The organism is Luteimonas sp. MC1828 (assembly GCF_016461615.1).
GTDB lineage: Bacteria > Pseudomonadota > Gammaproteobacteria > Xanthomonadales > Xanthomonadaceae > Luteimonas.
The window spans coordinates 1,086,260-1,102,773 of sequence record NZ_JAEMNY010000001.1; the positions used below are offsets into that span (position 1 = coordinate 1,086,260).

Genomic DNA, 16,514 nt, shown 5'->3' on the forward strand with positions numbered 1-16,514 from the left:
ATCCGAGATCCGAACTAGCTCGCCGCCGAAATTCGCACCGCACGCCAGCTATACCCTTCCCTCTTCGGGTGACGGGCGTAGACCGCCACAACCCCAACCTCATCGACGTGCTCGGGAACGGTCTCCACCACATGAGGCGGCACGAAAACATCTTCCACAAAGGCGTGCGCCATGGACTCGGCGCGCCGTAGCCGGCCCTGAATCTGCTTCACATCAATGTCCGGCAGCGGCGCTGGCCCCACGCCATATGCATCAACTCGACCATTCTTCGGGTTTGTTGTCAGACCGAACGACACACCGTCGCCAAGGCGAATTTTCTCATCTGAAGGGGCACCAGTATCCGCAGGCACATCTCCCAGATCGCGACCGGCGAAGATTTGCATTGGCCGGTTATCTGAAGCTTCCCGAGCCACAACCCCACGACCGGGAGCCGTGCAATCCCAGGGCTGACCGTCCGAACGACGGATAATCTGGACGATCGTCTCGTCAGCCTGGCCTTCTTGCCGACCCACCACTAGTGATACTGCCTCACCAAGCTTCCAAGGGACCTTTCGATGGTGCGGCCCGAGCGTGCTCACGGATTTTCCGTCTTCGGTCAGAACGGCGAATCGCGTACGCGGCCTAGGCTTCCATCCCGGCTTTGCGTCACGGGGTTGCGGCAGGTTCAACACACCAAGGAACGATGCCGGTCGCGTCTCGACTTCATCGAAGCACAGACTCAGCGCAAGCGGCGCATGTGCGGCATAGAAATCCTTCGGCTTCTGAGCATCAGACGGAGTGGGTTCGAACCAAGGTTCGCGCATGAGACTTTCCAGCTCGTCTCCCAGACGCCAACCCTGTTCCTCTCGAGCGGACGCCGCGATCCCAATCTCGACGCATGCCTGGGAATGATTACCACACTCAGCCAAGAGCTCAGCCAGCTCGCGATGTGCCTTGGCTACGAACTCAGGAGACGATGGACACAGTAGTGCCTGGCAGAAGCACGCCAGCGCGAGGTCTGGGTCATCCGCTTGGTAGAGCCGACCCGCTTCAGCCCACACCCAGAAATCGCTGCGCTTGGCCTTGATCACGGACGAAAGTGCGCGCGCCGCTTCTTCGTATCGCTCCAGCCTCCGCAGTACGCCTGCTTTGTCCCATCGGAGCCACAGTGCGTCATCGCCCTCAGCGACGGGAGTCGCAGCGTTCAGCCACTGCAGCGTTTCCTCCAGTCGTTCCATCGACGTGTCGCGCGCTTTGGTCCACTTGGTCAATGCTCGCGCAACCAATACAACCAGCGGTGGCCACGTACCGTCATTAGACGACTGGGAGCTCCAGTCTTCCTGCCTCAGCCCATCGATACCGACCCATCTGACAAACCCCGCGAACCTGGGGTATTCGGGACCAATACGGCACAACTGTTGCAGCAGCACCGAGCAGCCCATTCCAGGACGCTGCGCGGGCAAACGGGTGAATTCGTTCAGCGCCTGGTCGATGCGACCAAGATCAGCCTGTTGGGGGCGCTTGTCTGCCTTGACCGCCTCGATAGCTTTCTTGAAATTCGGCTTCATTTCGTCGTAGATCAGCCATTCCAGCATTGACCGCGTCCGGAAGTCGCTGGGGTCCGCCTCCAGCAGCTCGTAGGCGAGCTTCTTGCCTTCGGGAATGCTTCCCTGCTTTCGCAGCTCCTGGACGTTCTTCCAATCCATTACCGCCTCCAATGCAAATCAGGGACCCGCCCAAACATACGGCCCACTCACTGCCGATCGCAGCTACTTACGCACGATAAACTCACGATGCCAAGCCAAGTACGGCATGTGACCCGGCGCAACACTCCGCAGGCGCGAACCTTCATGGACTCCAAAATGCGAACGGACCACCAGGTCCAGCTGCGGCGAAAACAACATCACCCCGTCCTCCCCAAACCCAATCAGTCCACTGTCGAACATTGCATCCAGGTGGGTTGCCAGCAGCAGGCCATTGAAGGGGTCAAGGCGCTCGGCGTCGCTCGCCTTGGCCCAAGGTTTCGCATGACTGGCGCGCAGCAACTCTCGCGGAAACGGGATGCCAGTGACCGCGCAGCGGCCCTGCCAGAGGTCCATCAGTGCTTCGCGGAAAACGTCCTGGCCGATGCGCTGGCGCACTTCGCGGGTCCGCTCGGTCTCCGGGATTCCTGCGAGTCGCGCCTCGACGCGTGCGGATAGCGCGGAGACCGGATGCGTCTGCAGCGAGTGCAGCACGCGCAAGGCCTCGTACAGCTGCATGGCGCCGTAAGCGATGCCGATACCAGCCATCCCCGAAGGCACCTGCACCGCGGTCGGTTCCAGGCCGATTCGCTGCGCCATGGTCGGCTCGGCCACCGCCAGCAGCACGCCATCGTCGGCAGCCTGCACCAGTATGCGACCCGCGTTCCCACTGATGGCCGCGGCTATCCAGCCATTGTCCGCCGACGACAACAGATCGTAGCCGGTGTCGGCAAGCGCCTTGGCTACCAACGCGGGTATCGCCACGCTCATTTCGGAACCACGGCCATGCTGGGAGCCTTCTCGGCCTGCACACCTGTGGCAAGCAGGCTGAATCCATCACGAATTACATGGGCGATCAAGGGACGTCGAGCACGCAGGAAGTCCGAATAGTTCATGTGCCACCAGTCGGCCGGAAGCGCATGCCAGCGCATCATGGTCTCAAGCTCGGAAGCCGAGAAGCGCGACGCGTAGCGCGGCCAGTAGTCTTTTGGCGCGATATTGGAGATGGCAATGTTGTCGTCCCATTCGACCAGAGCGAAGTTGGCGATCTGGTTGGTCTCGCGCACGCCCTCGATCTTCAGCGTGTTGAGATAGCGCTTGGGATACAGGTGGTGGCGTTCCAGCGCCTTCTTCTTGCCAGAGGCCGGTGGATCGAGGAGATCCGCTACCCTGCCCTTTGAAAACAAAGCGCGGGCATCGCACAGCACCAGTGCCGCGTAGTAGGCAAAGAGGCTGGGGCTGCGACCGGATGACGTGGCCAGCTCCATTGACAGGGTCTTGTCCCAGTAGTCCGCGGTCAGCTCGGAATCTCCCACTTCGGCCAGCGTCCGCAGGAAGGCATCGGCATCGCCGGACGCCGGCAGCAGAGCCAGGTCCTTTTCGAACTGGGTTTCCGTTGCACCGGTGTAGCGTCCGGTCAGCAACGACATGAACAGCCAGCGCGCCACGGCCTGCTTCAGGGCATGCGGCGGAACCCCGTACTCTGTACGGCCGATCAGGTAGAACTGGTAGCCAAACACCAAGGCCATTTCCGAGCTGACGTAGCGTGCATTGCGGTAGCCGGCCGCGCGCACCACATTGAGGTAGTCAGCCCAATGTGTCGGGTCAAGTACACGGGCCTGCGCTGTCCTGAGCCGCTCGAACTGCTGCTCGCGCTGTTGCTGGCTGAATTGGCCGGTCTGCAGGTCCTTGCCGCGCAACAGCGAGTAGGTGTGCTGCAGGCGTCCACGCCGGAATGCAAGGCCCACGCCCACCCGCAGCAGACTGTCTGGCTCGGGCTGGAAAATTTGGTTGTAGCCAGAAGCGGCGCCCAGTGATGACGGCGGCCGGCGGGTTTCAATGCTGAACTCTTCCAGCGCCGTGCGGCCCTCGTCCCAGAAAACCGACATCAGGGTCAAGATGAAATCGGACTGGTTGAGCTTCTTGCCCTCGCTGTTGATGCGCACGAACACATCGGCCACCTGCTCCTCGGTGGCGATTGAACTGAGCTCCAGTGCGACGAACGGGTAGCCCGGCAGCTCGAACAGGCGGGTAATAGCCTTGATTGCACGATCACGCTCATCGTCCGTCGGCACACGAGTGACTTCGATGCGCGACAGGTAGCTCGTGATGACGGAGAACGAATCCTTGGCCAGCACCGCGCTGATGTCGGGCAGAAACTCCGGTGTCCTGTCGGTCGTGGCGTCGGGCACCTCGAACTTGCCATCCATTGGGTTGAAGGCGATCCGGACCGTCTCGTGCTGAAAGTTGTCGCGCAGCACCGGGATTCCGCGCATCACCGCATACAGTGAGGTCAGCCGCTGCTGGCCGTCCACGATCAGCAGCGATGGCGCCTTCTGCTTACCGCCAGCGCCGATGGTGCGCGAACGATCAGAAGTGGCGCCGGTCTCCCAGAACAGCAGATAGCCCACCGGATAGCCGCGGTACATGGAATCCAGCAGGTCACGTACTTTGGCGTTGGTCCAGACAAAGGGGCGCTGGATGTCCGGCAGACCGATCCGGCCGATGTCGATGTCCGTCAGTAGCCCCTGCAGGGTGTAGTCGGTCTTCTTGAACAGCATTTCGCTCATTTGCTACTCCCCATCATCAATCTGCAACGGCTGGCGAAAGTCAGCCATGCCCCATCGCTCCGTGATTCCCGATCTCGATGGCGATCCATCGGTCGTTCGCACGATCACGCTGCAAATGGGCCCGTAACGCCGGATCCACCCGCAGTGACCACACATCGTGTCCGCCCTTTGGCCATGGCTTGAAGTCATGTCCTGCGGTCAGGGTATCCATTGCCCGCTGCTTGGCGACGAGCCACCGTTCCTGATGAAGCCTGCCAAGCTTGGCCAACTGCTTGAGGAACTTGTCGCTTTCGTCAATAGCATGCAAGTGCGACAGGAACGTCAGCCAGCCCGGCGGGATCCCGAACCTGGCGCTGTCGTCCTTGAAATGTATGGGGCAATTCCGCCAATCGATGCGAGGCCGAACCGGGAACTGGCAGGCCCAATCGTATTCGCCCCACAACAGAGGGTTGTCGTACTGTCGTCCCGCATTCTGGGCGTATTCGAATACCAGATCTCGCAGCTCAGAATCCCAGCGATGCGCCTCGAATGTCAGCGCATCGCGATAGCCCGCTGGCTGGCGCCGCACGAATGCCTTAAGCGCCGCCTGCTTCCCCCTGACCTGGTAACCGGGAAGTGCCGTACGGAATGCCCGCAGCATCCAGACGTTGGCCAGCCGCTCTTCCCGGTGGGAATACGGCTCTCCACGTGTCCGACGCGCCTCCAGAGTCGGCCGCCACCAAGCTTGCTGCTGGCCGAGTTCGGCCTGGGAGACCGCGACATCAGTTGCAAAATGAAAAAGTTCGTGCTGCAGGATGGCATGGAAGGCCAACCGCCATCGCGTCAGGTCGTCCGTCGGCAAGGTGTTGAAAAAGCGGGTCGCCAACCAGGCGACGCCGGACGCCTTGACGGTAGCGCCCCACTGCGCGCCGCGAACATGAAACGAGATGTAATGGCCAAGCGCGTCTGACCCGCTGTCCACCTCCACGCTTTTGCGGATTCGTTCATCCGCTGCGTCGCCCAGCTTGCGAATCGCCTCCTCCGAGTCCGCACCCCATTCAAAGACCGGATCGAACGCGTCGTTGTCCGACTCGTCTTCCCGATCATCCGACATTGACTGGAATGCCTCACCGGGGTCGCTTCGGATCGTCGCATCCGGACAGTAGAGGGTACTGCCGACTACCCCATCCTCGTCTCCCGACGCGCCAGCCAACGGCGGCACATCAAGGAGAGCCCCAGGAATCTGATCAAGCTCTTGTCTGACACGCCGGACACGCATCAGCCGCCCCTCCGATCAGCCAATGCAGGGGCCCCTGCCCTCAATGCCAATGTCGCAACTGCCTGCGTGGCATCCCACTTCCGGATGGCGTCATGTCCAAAGCGATACAGGCCACCACGTTTGCCTCCGTCGAACAACCAGACACTGCGACCGCGCGAGAAAACTTCCGTTACCAGCTCAGGCACCGTGGCCACGGGCGTCGCGTCCTGGATCAGGTTGGAACCATCGGATACCCAGAAGCTCCGCAGGCGATGATGTTTCGAATAGCGGAACCATGGATAAAAGCAGCCGCCATCCTTGTGAATGAACCACAGCGAGTCGTCGATCAGTGCACTTCTCACCTGGTCACGCTCCCCGCGGATGCCGCGGCGGTGTGCTCGTGGAGCAGCGCGCCGTTGAGGATTGACGACGGAATCAGATCCTTCACCTTCTTCTCGAACTCTTCGTCCTTGAGGGTTTCGTAGGTCACATCCTTGTAGAACTTATGAATCCGCATGCCATCCACCAGATCTTCCGCGCTGGGGAATGCCCTCCACAGCTCCTCGCGCACAAATGTTGCGGCCGCCTCATTGCTCATCGGATATAAGCCTCGAAACCGCGCGGGTGGGCTGGTCAGTACGGCACGAGAAAGTTCCGGCACCAGCGATTCGGCCACAGTGGCCAGCGCGTCTGCAAGATCGCCCTTCAAGGCCTCACGGCACTGCTTCAAGTCGCCCTCAATTTGCGCTAGCTCCTTCTCGAAGTCTTTCAACTTCCCCTTCAGGATCACGCGGCCAGCTCGACCAACCGGCACCAGATAGGCCCCGCGCAGATCGTCCAGACGTACCTCGATGTCTTTGAGGGTTGCGGGCTTTTCCATCTTGTCCAACAACTTGAGGCTGGCGGAGAGGCGCTCCTTCAGCGCGCGATCGTTACTGGCGATGACGGGCAAGCTCTTGGGTAATTGAATACGCCGGCTCTGCAGGCTGAAGCCTTCGAACTTGAGTTCCACGAACTGGAGCAGTGCGTGGTAGACGCGAGTTTGACGGGCCAGGTCAAAAGGCTGCGGTGGTGCGATCTCCAGCGCACGCTCTACCCGCTCCAGCGTCTCGCGTTCGACGGGTTCGGCACCGATTACCGGGGGCTCGGCGATTTCATCAGGTCCACCTGCCATCTGCGTGGCCGGAAGCTCCGCACGCAGGGCCAGAACCTGGGCCTGGGTCAGGGCAATCGCATTGCAGGCATCGTCCTGTTCGGTGGGTTCGTCCTCCACGAGGCGTGGCACGCTGGCATAGCTCCAGCCATGGTCATCGCAGATCAATACGCCCAACCGCAGACCGCGCTGCTGCTGCAGTGACACTCCGGCCTTTGCCAACTGGCCCGTCGCCGAATGCTCTCCGTACCCAAGTCTGCTGACTGTGGCAGACACGTCCAGCACCACCTGCACGTTGCCGCCTGGTAGGCGCACGTGCGCAGCGATGAGGGCCTTTGCTACCGCGGGAACAATACCGGGCGCCGCCAGAATCACCAGCCGACGCGCTGCCGCGATCTCCTCGCATATCCGCTCAGGCGTGAGCGTGGTGAACAATGACATTGCAAGATCCCCCGTGACCGCACAACGGGCAAATCCGCCGCCCGTCTGTTCAATCTATCCCAACCCTCCGCGCGGCTGGCTTCCAACGCACAACTCACTCGCCATGCCAGCGCACCCGATTCCACTCCAGCTTGCGGCTGCGCCAGTGTCCCTCGATGGCCTGGGTAAAGTCGGCGCGAACCAACTTGCCCCGGGCCTGCAGCCAGTCGTCGTCGTCGCGGCGCACCACCACGCCCTCCAAGCCGCCCTTGCGGTATCGGCTCTTCCAGCGTTCCACCCCATCCACGAGCGTCGCAACCGTCTTGCGACCCTCCGCCAAGCGGGGAACCGACGCCACGCCCAGCGCCGCAGCAAGCTCATTGCGGCGACGCGTGCTCCAGAACCTCCCTTCGCGGCGGTCATAGACGTCGAACAGCAGCCACCAGTCCGGCAGCGCGGGATAGTCCAGGGAGTGCCGGGCGGCGCACCATTCGCCGAAGGCGATCAGCTCCTTGCCCAAGGCTCCGACCAGGCCGGCACCATGCAGAGCCATCCATTCGGGCAGGCGCTGGAACTGGCCGGTGTGCGGCTCGATCAGATACTGGCCGCGGTTCTGCGCCCGCAGCCGGCCCTCGGGGTCGATGGAGAAGCCGAGATTCGCGCCGTCGAGCTTTTCTTCCACCACCACCGGGCCGGACAACAGCGTCGCGACCTCATCCGGCGCCAGCACCTTGTCGTCGCGCGGCGCGCCTTCGCCCAGCCAGGCGATGTGGGGGGTGTGCGGGAAGCGGAAGAAGTGATCGGCTACTTTCATTCGCAGCGCGCTTTGTACCAGGCTTCTGGAAGGAGCCGTTGCAACCTGAAGCCATGCTCTTGCAATTGAGCCTCAATGACATACCAGTCAGTTTCGGCCGCATAGACGATAGTCGGCATGGCGTCATGAAGGATGTATGTAGCCTCGGCCGCAGAAATCCATTTCCGATCAGCTCGATCAAGCACAATACCACCCAGCCGATCCGGAAACTTTCCAATCAATCCGCCTCCATCCACCTCTGTTTCTATTGGAACGAACTCAACCTGATATCTATCGATCTTCGATTGGAGAACGCGCATTCCGTACTCTTGATCAAATGAACGTTGGTTGTAACGCATGTTGTTCTCGTACTCTGCGCGAATGAGCCCATCGTCGTCGAGAATCATTCGAGCATCAGCGAGATCGAAATCCTTTAGCCAGTTGAAGATCGTTTCGCGAAGTGCGGGGTCAGGGGGTTCTGCATGGCCGAAGAGCTGAGAGTCATCAACAAAGGCCGATGCACCCATCATTACGTTGTTATCAATCAGGAACATGGCTTTCCTTCGCCCGCAGTTCCTTCGCGTGCTGGATGGCCAGCTCGGTCTGCGTCCTCGTTTCGCCCAGGGTGTCGCCAAAGAAGTTCTGCGGCCAGTTCCTGATTCGGCCAACCACGTCAATCTCAAGCGGCCTCAGCTTCGCCTCCTTCCCTTCGCGCTCGACGAAGTACATCGCCGTCCGGTCGGGGCTCAGCGACTTCTGGGCAATCAAGGTCTGCATGCGCCTGAACAGGTGCTCGGAATGGGTTTCCACGATGAACTGGACGTTGCGCTCGCGGCTGACTGTGGCGAACAACTCGGCCAGTTGCCGCTGGGCAAGCGGGTGCAGGTGGCTCTCGGGCTCTTCGACGATCACGATGTGGCCCGGCCTGGCGAACAGGGCGGCGACAATGACCGGCAGCACCTGGGAAACGCCGACGCCGACATCCTTGATGTTGCTGGCCTCGCCGTTCTGCTCGATCAGCAACTCATAGCGCGCGGAACTGCCCAGCGAGCGGACCCGCAGGCCGTCGGCCAAGTCCATGGTCTTGAGCCAGTGGATGGCCTGGTCGAACAGCTTCGCTTCGTCGGGCGGTGCCCTGCCTCGCCGAATCGCGGCGTCCCGCGCCACGCCACTGGCGATCAGCACGTCGATGGCCTTGGCGCCGTCGTCGCCGATGTGCGCGGGCATGCGCCCCGACCACACATAGTCGCGCTGGGCGAGCCGGCGCACCGGACCGAGATAGATGATGCGGCCGAGTTCGGCCAGCAAGTCCGGCCCGGCGTCGCGGATGGCGTCCGCATCCGCGCCCAGCTTGTTGAGCGTGGATGGCGAGAACGCGAATGATCGCTCTGGGCGAAAGTACGCGCTCTGGCCCAGCGGGCGCTTCTGGGTGGCCACGGTCAGGCGATAGACATCGGGCTTGCTGCGGGTGACAGTGAAGCCTGCCTCATCCTTGCCCAGGCGCAGATAGCTCAGCTCGGCGCTGCCTGCCGGGCCCTTCTGGTAGCGGGCAGAGAACAGTGAGGACTGCTGTGGCGCGCCGGTCTCGCTCCAGCGGAACTCGATGCCAATCTGGGTGGCGGGCACCACCTCCGTCGCCGCGCCGTGGCGGCAGAGCACGTCGCGGAACTGGCCCAGCGTGACCGAATCGCCCAAGTCGGGGTTGCCGAAGTTCAGGTCCAGATTCGGGTCGTCGCCCTTCACCGTTTGCCGGATCAGCAGCAGGCTCTGGATCAGGCTGGACTTGCCGGACGAGTTGATGCCCAGCAGCAGGGTCAGCGGCGCCAGCCGCATGGGGCCGGTGCTGCGCCAGATCTTGAAGTTTTCCAGCTTCAGATGGGTGAGCATCAGTGCAGTTCTCCGGATTCAAGCCCGTCCCACGCCGCCAACACCAACCGCTGGGTACGATACTCGCCGTGTTCGCGCTGTTCGTTGTTCTTGAGAACGCGGAAGGTTTCGCTGGGGTAATCGGCGCCCATAACGTCGGTGGGGTCGAGGATGTAGCGCAACTCGTCGCGGGTGAGGCCGTAGAGGCGGGCGTAGTACGCGTCCAGTTCGGCGCGAAGGATGGCGCGGCGTTCCGGGTCGAAGATGAAGGGCGGGCCCTCAAAGCCGAGGTCGCGCGCCCAGGGAGCGAGTTCGTGGGCGGTGTAGGTCAGTTCCAACACGCGCGGGACGATGTAGCTGAGATCGTGGGCCGCGAAGCCGCTGGGCGCAGGGACAGGAAGCTGCCTGAAGTAGTAGAAACTGTAGTTCATGCCGCCGACCTTCTGCCGCGCGACGAAATCGAGGGGCATGCTGTTCAAAGCACCGAGTAGTGCCGCACTCTCAGCAGCCCCGAAGGCGCTTCCTGGCAGGTACAGAAAGAGGCTATCGCCAGCGCCCACTCGGGGCATCACCGTCGCAATTGTTGTGCGGTCGTCGGTCGATCTGGCATTGCGGCGCCATCCTGTCAGCCAGCCATTCTCCCAGCCTTTTCCTGCCAAACGCTCGCCGACTTCGCTCTCATCCACCCAATAGCGCGGCGTCACCACGAAATCCGGATCAGCCTTTTCTGCAGTCAGGACATCGCGGGTTTTGTCACCATCGATATACGTCGCCCAGCGATGGTCGAACTGGTGAATCAGCTTGGCTTCGTAAAGCGGCAGCAGTTCCTCGCCCGGCGCATCGGCGAATAGGTGGCTGTCGTTGGACATGTGGAACATCGTCATGAAGCGGATGCCCCACGGGTTGCCATCCGTCTGCCCCTCGTCGATCAACACCGGCGCGGCGCGGTAGAGCTTCTTGGTCAGTTCGGCATCGCGCTCACTGCGAAACACCGGAAAGGTGAGCGTGTTGGGGTTGATCAGGCGGAACTCGTCGGGGGTAAGGGTGAAGCGGCGGCGCGGGTCGTGGAGCTGGGCCACCTGGGTGGCGAAGCACACGAACTGCGCGCGTTCGGCCGCGCCCAAGGTGAGCAGGCAGAACTTGTAGCTGCGGTGCACCGACGGGAAGATGGCTTCTCGGTTCTCGAAGTCATACAGGCAGACCAGCCGCCCGCGCTGGGTGATGTCGCCGAAGTAGGCCTTGGTGCTGTCGTCGGTGGCGATGCCGGTGGGCACGATGAAGCCGGAGCGTCCCCATTGGGAGGTCACCTGGCTGATGGTTTCGGCAAACAGCGCATAGGTGTTCACGTCGCCCACGCCGGTCAGCGGATAGCGGCCGCCGTCATCGCTCTTGACGTGGGCAAAGGCGCTGGCCGCTTCGGCGGTACGGCGGGCGGACAGGAACTCCCGATACAAGCGCTGCTCGGCCTGCGCCTGCACGGCGCTGTGGCCAGCTTCCGGCTGCAGGTGTGCGGCCAGCATGCCTTCGCTCAACCACTGGATGCGCTGGCTGCGCTCGGCCTTATTCTTTGCCTCGGCCACGTCGCGGTTGCGGCTGGCGAAGAACTCCTCCTCCTGCAGCTTGATGCGCTCCCACGGCGGGTTGCCGAGCACGCAACCGAATCCACCGGCCGCGTGCACCAGCGGGAAGGCCAGCGGCCAGTGCAGTACGCGCGCTTCCTCGCACGCCTCGCGGGTGGCGGCACGCTTGCCGTCGTGGCCGGGGGCGGCGCGCTCGCCCAGCAGCTCTAGCACCACCGTGCCCGTGGTGGGCACGCTGTCCTGGGTGGCCGTGGTCTTGGGCAGCAGAAAGGCGGCCAGCAGCATGTCGGCGGCGTGGCGCAGCGGGCTGTCGGCGGATTCATCGGCGAAGGCCTGCCAGGCGGCCTGCTTGGTGGCGATCTGCTCCAGCGTGGCATCGGGCAGCGCTTCCAGCGCGCGGAGTTTGTCCAATCCGCCGGCGCGCAGACCCAGCAGGTCGCGCTGCCCGAAGCTCTGCGCGGTGCGTTTGCGCGCGAGGTCCTTGAGTTCGGCAGCGTTGCGCTTGGCCAGTTCCCTGCAGACCTTGGCGTCGTCGCCTGACAGGGCCTTGTAGGCATCCTTGGGGATGCCCTGCTCCAGCGCGGTCAGATCGGTGAGGCCCAGCAGGGCGTCGCCGCACTGAAGGTGGTGATCCAAGAACCCCAGGGCCTTGTCCGGGGTCATCGCCTCCAGCCACAGCGACATGCGCGCCAGCTCGATGGCCATGGGGTTGCGGTCCACGCCGAAGATGCAGTGGGTGACGACATCGCGCATGGCGTGGCGGAAGTCCTCGTTGCTGGGCGTGCCCTGCGCGCGTAGCTGTGCCAAGCGCGTGGCCAGACGGCGCGCGGCGCCAAGCAAGAAGTGGCCACTGCCGCAGGCCGGGTCGCAGACGGTGATGGACAGCAGCGCGGCCTGCGGGTCGGCAGCGCCGGCAATGCGCTGCTGGATCACGGGCTCCAGCGCGGAATCCAGCAGCTCCTGCACCAAGGAGTCGGGCGTGTAATAGCTGCCGCTGGTCTTGCGGGCATTGCCCTTGGCGGCATCCGCATTGGCGAAGCGGAACACGCGGCCATCGGCACTGATGTCGGGCACCAGCTCCAGCAGGCTTTCGTACACGCTGCCCAGCTCTTCCGGGCCCATGTCGCGCCAGTTGATGCGGGTCAGGCTGCGCCCGTCCCGCATCCAGCCAAGGCGGGCCACAGCCGCAAGCAGCGCAGAATTGCCGAGGGTGCTGGCGTCCAGGTCCGGGCACTGATCCACGGCAAACAGGCCGCCAAGCGCCGGCAGCGCCAGCAGCGACTGGCCGTGGGCCAGGCCGGCCAGCACCGGCTTCAGGCCGTCCCAAAGATCGGCATGGCGGTCGAAGGCGCGGCGTCCGCGGGCGCGTTCGCGCAAGCGGCGCAGGCTGTAGCCATCGGCGTAGACCTTGACCGCCGCGGGATCGGAATCGGCCGGGTGCAGCAGGCCGCGCTCCTCAATGGTGAGCAGGAAGATCAGCCGGTAGACCAGCCTTAGCAGCTGCTGGAAGTAGGCATTGCGGTCCAACGTGCCGCTGGCCAGGGCATCGCGCAGTGGCTGGTTGGCGGCCTCGGACAGGAAGCCCTGGCCCAGCTCCTCCAGCGCTTCCTCAACCGCCAGGCGCATCCGGTTGCGAGCACGGGTACCCTGCTCCTTGCTGGCCTCGCGCCAGGCTTCGAGCGGGCAGTGCGCCACCAGCGCTTCCGGGTTGCCGAAGCGGCTGGCGTGGATCAGCAGCCACAGCAGGGAGAAGTCGGCGTAGCGCTCCTCGCTGAAGATGCGCGTCAGATCGGCCTCGACCCAGGCCGGGCGGGTGAGGCTGGCGTTGTCGCGCGCCAAGCGCAGCACGCTGCCGTTCGTGGCGATACCCCACAAGGCCCCATCGGCGGCGTTGAGGTAGTCCTGCAGCAGGCCGAAGGCGCTGCGCTGGCGCCCGCTGTCACCATAGTGGCGGTCGCGGTCGTCCAGGCGCCGGTTGGCGGCGGCGATGACCAGCGGCAGGCGGCCTGTGCGTGCGGTGGCCGTGATGGGGTACAGGCGTTCGCTGATGTCGACCGGCGCAGCGTGCGGCTGGAGGTCGGTGGCGCCGAAGACCTCGCGCATCAGGGCCTGCACGAAGCGATCAGCCAGGCCATGCGAATCCTCCGCCTGTTCGCGGGCATTGGCGAATTCGCTCCAGTGGGCCTGGGCGATGCGCCAGTAACGGCCCAACTCGTCGCGCAGGTTCAGGCCCTTGGGGATGCCGTAGTCGGCGGGCGACTGGTGGGCGGCCTTGAGCGCGGCGATGTTGGCCAGCCATTCGGCGGGCAGCAGACCGCCTTCGATGTGGATGGCGTCGAACTCCAGGGCGGCGTCGCGGCGACTCATGCGTCGGCTCCAGGCATCAGCACGAACGCGGCAATGACATCCACGGGCTTCAGTGCGCGCACTTCGTAACGGCCACGCGCGTCGGCGGCTTGGCGCACGCGGCGGTGGTCGGCCAGCAGGCGCTCGGCTTGGGCGTCGGCGATGGCCTCCAGCGCTTCTCCGCGCTCGTCCAACAGGACCAGCACGCCGTGCATCTCGCGCTGGCGCACCGGTTCGGGCAAGTTGCCGCTGGCTGGTTCCTGCAGCCAGGCCAGCAGTTGTTCGCCCTGCACTTCGACAGGATTCGCCCTGCCCTGCCAAGCCACCGGGAGGGCTTCTTCCACCAGCAGCACGCTGCTGCGCCCGGAGCGGGTGGTGGTGATCTGATGGCGCAGGCGCAGCAGCAACACGGTGGTGATGGCATCCACCGCCGGACTGCGCCAGACGCCGATGCGGCCCAGCGTGGCGAGCTGCTGGTTGTCGCGGGTTTCACCGCTTACGGCGCGCTCCAGCAGTTCATCTGCCAAGGTGCTGACCAGCGGATGGCTGCGGCTGACGTAGCGGCAGCGCGGTGCGGGCGGCTGGCTGAAGTCGATACCAATGTCGCCTTCCAGGCCAGCGGCTTCGAGGCGCTCGCGCAACACCCGGGGCAATGCCGTCAGCGGAGCGGTGGCGCCGCGCTTCGGACGGAACAGCAGGCCGGCGCCGAGGCGGGACATGGCCTCGGTGGTGAAGCGCCTGACGTCGCCGCTGTCGCCGAGCACGGCCTTCATGCGCTCCCATTCGGGCAGCACTTCAGCGGGCCTGAGCCGGCGCTGGGCGAACACCGTGCGGTTGCGCTTGGCCTTTTCGGCCAAGTCGGTCCAGCGAACGTCGAGCTCACTGGCTTCCTCGAACTGGCCGAAGTCGAAGGTCTGCTGCGGGCCGCCGGCGCGCTCGCTGCGCAGCATCACCGCCTTCATCAAGGCCTGGGTCAGGGTGTGGTCATCGTCGGGCATCGGAACCGGAACGCCGAGTTCCTGGCGGATCTTCTCAGCCTTGCGAAGGATCACCTGCAGCACGGCGCCGTCGACCGGGTTGTTGGCGCCGTACATCAGCGTGGCGCGCACCTTGGGGCTGGATTGGCCGAAGCGGTCCACGCGGCCTTCGCGCTGTTCGTGGCGGGTGGGGTTCCAGGACAGGTCGTAGTGGACGACGGCGTCGAGGTGCTCCTGCAGGTTGACGCCCTCGGACAGGCAGTCAGTGGCAATCAGCAGACGGCGGTCGGCTTCGCCCAAGGCCTCAACGCGGCGCTCGCGCTCCTCGGACGGAAACTCGCCGGTGACTACCTCCAAGGTGACCCCGCGAAACTTGCCGTCCAGATGCTCGCGCAGGTAGTGGGCAGTGGCGATGTAGCGGCAGAACACGACGGGCCTGAAGCCGTCGGCGATGAGCTGCTTCAGGTGCTCGCTGAGCAGGCGCAGCTTGGGGTCGTCATCCTCGCCAACCAGCGCGCGGGCCTGGACCAGCAGGGCATGCAGGGCCGGGTCGCCGGTGTCGGCGGCGGGGGCAACATCGTCTTCGCGCAGGTCATCTTCGCTGCCGTCGAACAGCGTCTGCAGCACCTCTTCCGGGGCATTGTCTACCTGCTCGGACAGCAGGCGGGTCTGCAGGGCCTGTACCGCCGCAGCCGGGCTGGAGGCCACGCAGCGCATCAGTGCCAGGGTGCCCCAGAAGCTCAGCCGCTGGCGGCGGGCGTCGTCGCCTGCGCGCTGGGTGACGTCGCGACAGTAATCGAGTACCGCCTGGAAGAACTGGTCCCACTGGCCGGTGAGTCGATAGGTGATTTCGGCGGTTTCGCGCTGCGGGAACACACTGCCGTCCTGCCACTCATCGATATCCGCGCGGCGACGCTGGACGAAGTGCTTGGCGAGTTGTTCGCGCAGGCTCTCCTTGCTGTCGCCGCTGGCGGTCGCAAGCTGGGCGAACTCGGGCTTTAGCAGGGCCAGCAGGCTGTAGAACGCCTGTTGGTCGCCGCTGTGCGGGGTGGCGGTAAGCAATACCAGGTGGCGCTCGGCATCCGCGGCAAGCTCACGCAGCAGTTCGAAGCGCTGCTGGCGGGTCTGTCCGGAACTGACGCAGGTATGCGCCTCGTCGACGATGACGAACTCCGGACAGGCGCGGATGAAGTCGTGGCGGTGTCGGTCGGACTTGATGTAGTCCAGGCTGACCACGGTGAAGGGGTGTGCATGGAAGATGGAGTCGCCGATCGGCAGGCCGCGTTCCAGCCGTGCGGCGCTGCTGGCGGTGACGGCCACGGCCGGGATGTGGAAGCGTTCGTTGAGCTCGCGCACCCACTGCTCGACCAGGTGCGGTGGGCACAGCATGGCCATGCGCTGGATTTCACCTCGGTCGTAAAGCTCGCGCGCGATCAGCGCGGCCTCGATGGTCTTGCCGATGCCGACGTCGTCGGCAATCAGCAGGCGCACCGGATCCAGGCGCAGGGCCATCAGCAGTGGCACCAACTGGTAAGTGCGCGGCTCGACCGAGATGTTGCCGAAGCAGCGGAACGGGCCGGCGCCGCGACGCAGCGCCATGCGCAGGGCGTCGGCGAGCAGGATGGCGTCGTGCTGGCTGCCTTCCTGCGCGGGATCGGGCGCGGGGAACTGGGCGGAGCCGATGTCGGGCTCCAGCCCGGCGTGGATAACGGCACCCTCGTCCTCACCGCCGGACAGCGGGCGCAGGCGCAGCAGTGGCGCGACGCTGCCGGGCTGGACGATCCATTCGCGGCCGCGTGCGCGGACCAGGGAGCCGGGGGTGAACTGGGGAGCGGGTGTGTTCATCAAATA

The 16,514-nt window shown here is 64.3% G+C and carries 11 protein-coding genes; all 11 read right to left on the reverse strand.

All coding sequences use genetic code 11. The features are described from left to right. Nucleotides 1-14 precede the first annotated feature (14 nt). The 11 genes from JHB91_RS05035 to JHB91_RS05080 all read right to left on the reverse strand — a co-directional run bounded on the left by JHB91_RS05035 (nucleotide 15) and on the right by JHB91_RS05080 (nucleotide 16,508). Entirely contained in the window at nucleotides 15-1,685 is a 1,671-nt protein-coding gene (locus tag JHB91_RS05035) for a tetratricopeptide repeat protein (RefSeq protein WP_199471904.1), read from the reverse strand. Between the two features lie 63 nt (nucleotides 1,686-1,748). Further along, nucleotides 1,749-2,492 carry an HNH endonuclease signature motif containing protein gene (locus tag JHB91_RS05040; protein ID WP_199471905.1) on the reverse strand — a complete coding sequence of 248 codons (744 nt, stop codon included), beginning with the start codon at nucleotides 2,490-2,492 and terminating at the stop codon, nucleotides 1,749-1,751. Continuing rightward, nucleotides 2,489-4,291 (reverse strand): DUF262 domain-containing protein, encoded by a 1,803-nt coding sequence (locus JHB91_RS05045; protein WP_199471906.1) that lies wholly within the window; start codon nucleotides 4,289-4,291, stop codon nucleotides 2,489-2,491. Before JHB91_RS05045 ends, JHB91_RS05040 begins: the two co-directional genes overlap by 4 nt. 40 nt (nucleotides 4,292-4,331) lie before the next feature. Further along, nucleotides 4,332-5,549 carry a hypothetical protein gene (locus JHB91_RS05050; protein ID WP_199471907.1) on the reverse strand — a complete coding sequence of 406 codons (1,218 nt, stop codon included), beginning with the start codon at nucleotides 5,547-5,549 and terminating at the stop codon, nucleotides 4,332-4,334. Beyond that, nucleotides 5,549-5,890, reverse strand: coding sequence for a hypothetical protein (locus JHB91_RS05055; protein WP_199471908.1), 342 nt, complete (start codon nucleotides 5,888-5,890; stop codon nucleotides 5,549-5,551). The genes JHB91_RS05050 and JHB91_RS05055 overlap by 1 nt, the downstream gene beginning before the upstream one ends. Then, nucleotides 5,887-7,122, reverse strand: coding sequence for a hypothetical protein (locus JHB91_RS05060; protein WP_199471910.1), 1,236 nt, complete (start codon nucleotides 7,120-7,122; stop codon nucleotides 5,887-5,889). Before JHB91_RS05060 ends, JHB91_RS05055 begins: the two co-directional genes overlap by 4 nt. A gap of 94 nt (nucleotides 7,123-7,216) precedes the next feature. Continuing rightward, the gene (locus JHB91_RS05065; RefSeq protein WP_199471912.1) at nucleotides 7,217-7,915 is read right to left on the reverse strand and encodes an RNA ligase family protein; all 699 of its coding nucleotides are present in this window, start codon (nucleotides 7,913-7,915) and stop codon (nucleotides 7,217-7,219) included. Then, entirely contained in the window at nucleotides 7,912-8,448 is a 537-nt protein-coding gene (locus tag JHB91_RS05070; protein ID WP_199471914.1) for a hypothetical protein, read from the reverse strand. Before JHB91_RS05070 ends, JHB91_RS05065 begins: the two co-directional genes overlap by 4 nt. Further along, on the reverse strand, nucleotides 8,435-9,781 hold the full coding sequence (locus tag JHB91_RS05075; RefSeq protein ID WP_199471916.1) for a DUF3696 domain-containing protein: 1,347 nt from the start codon (nucleotides 9,779-9,781) through the stop codon (nucleotides 8,435-8,437). The genes JHB91_RS05070 and JHB91_RS05075 overlap by 14 nt, the downstream gene beginning before the upstream one ends. After that, nucleotides 9,781-13,707: an N-6 DNA methylase gene (locus JHB91_RS13900; protein ID WP_343225082.1), complete on the reverse strand. Its 3,927-nt coding sequence runs from the start codon at nucleotides 13,705-13,707 to the stop codon at nucleotides 9,781-9,783. The genes JHB91_RS05075 and JHB91_RS13900 overlap by 1 nt, the downstream gene beginning before the upstream one ends. After that, nucleotides 13,704-16,508 (reverse strand): helicase-related protein, encoded by a 2,805-nt coding sequence (locus tag JHB91_RS05080; RefSeq protein ID WP_199471918.1) that lies wholly within the window; start codon nucleotides 16,506-16,508, stop codon nucleotides 13,704-13,706. Before JHB91_RS05080 ends, JHB91_RS13900 begins: the two co-directional genes overlap by 4 nt. Between the last annotated feature and the right edge of the window lie 6 nt (nucleotides 16,509-16,514).

Coding starts and splice junctions, on each gene's coding strand:
- JHB91_RS05035 (WP_199471904.1), bottom strand. CDS start 1,685: ATGGATTGGAAGAACGTCCAGGAGCTGCGAAAGCAGGGAAGCATTCCC.
- JHB91_RS05040 (WP_199471905.1), bottom strand. CDS start 2,492: ATGAGCGTGGCGATACCCGCGTTGGTAGCCAAGGCGCTTGCCGACACC.
- JHB91_RS13900 (WP_343225082.1), bottom strand. CDS start 13,707: ATGAGTCGCCGCGACGCCGCCCTGGAGTTCGACGCCATCCACATCGAA.
- JHB91_RS05065 (WP_199471912.1), bottom strand. CDS start 7,915: ATGAAAGTAGCCGATCACTTCTTCCGCTTCCCGCACACCCCCCACATC.
- JHB91_RS05045 (WP_199471906.1), bottom strand. CDS start 4,291: ATGAGCGAAATGCTGTTCAAGAAGACCGACTACACCCTGCAGGGGCTA.
- JHB91_RS05080 (WP_199471918.1), bottom strand. CDS start 16,508: ATGAACACACCCGCTCCCCAGTTCACCCCCGGCTCCCTGGTCCGCGCA.
- JHB91_RS05075 (WP_199471916.1), bottom strand. CDS start 9,781: ATGCTCACCCATCTGAAGCTGGAAAACTTCAAGATCTGGCGCAGCACC.
- JHB91_RS05060 (WP_199471910.1), bottom strand. CDS start 7,122: ATGTCATTGTTCACCACGCTCACGCCTGAGCGGATATGCGAGGAGATC.
- JHB91_RS05070 (WP_199471914.1), bottom strand. CDS start 8,448: ATGTTCCTGATTGATAACAACGTAATGATGGGTGCATCGGCCTTTGTT.
- JHB91_RS05050 (WP_199471907.1), bottom strand. CDS start 5,549: ATGCGTGTCCGGCGTGTCAGACAAGAGCTTGATCAGATTCCTGGGGCT.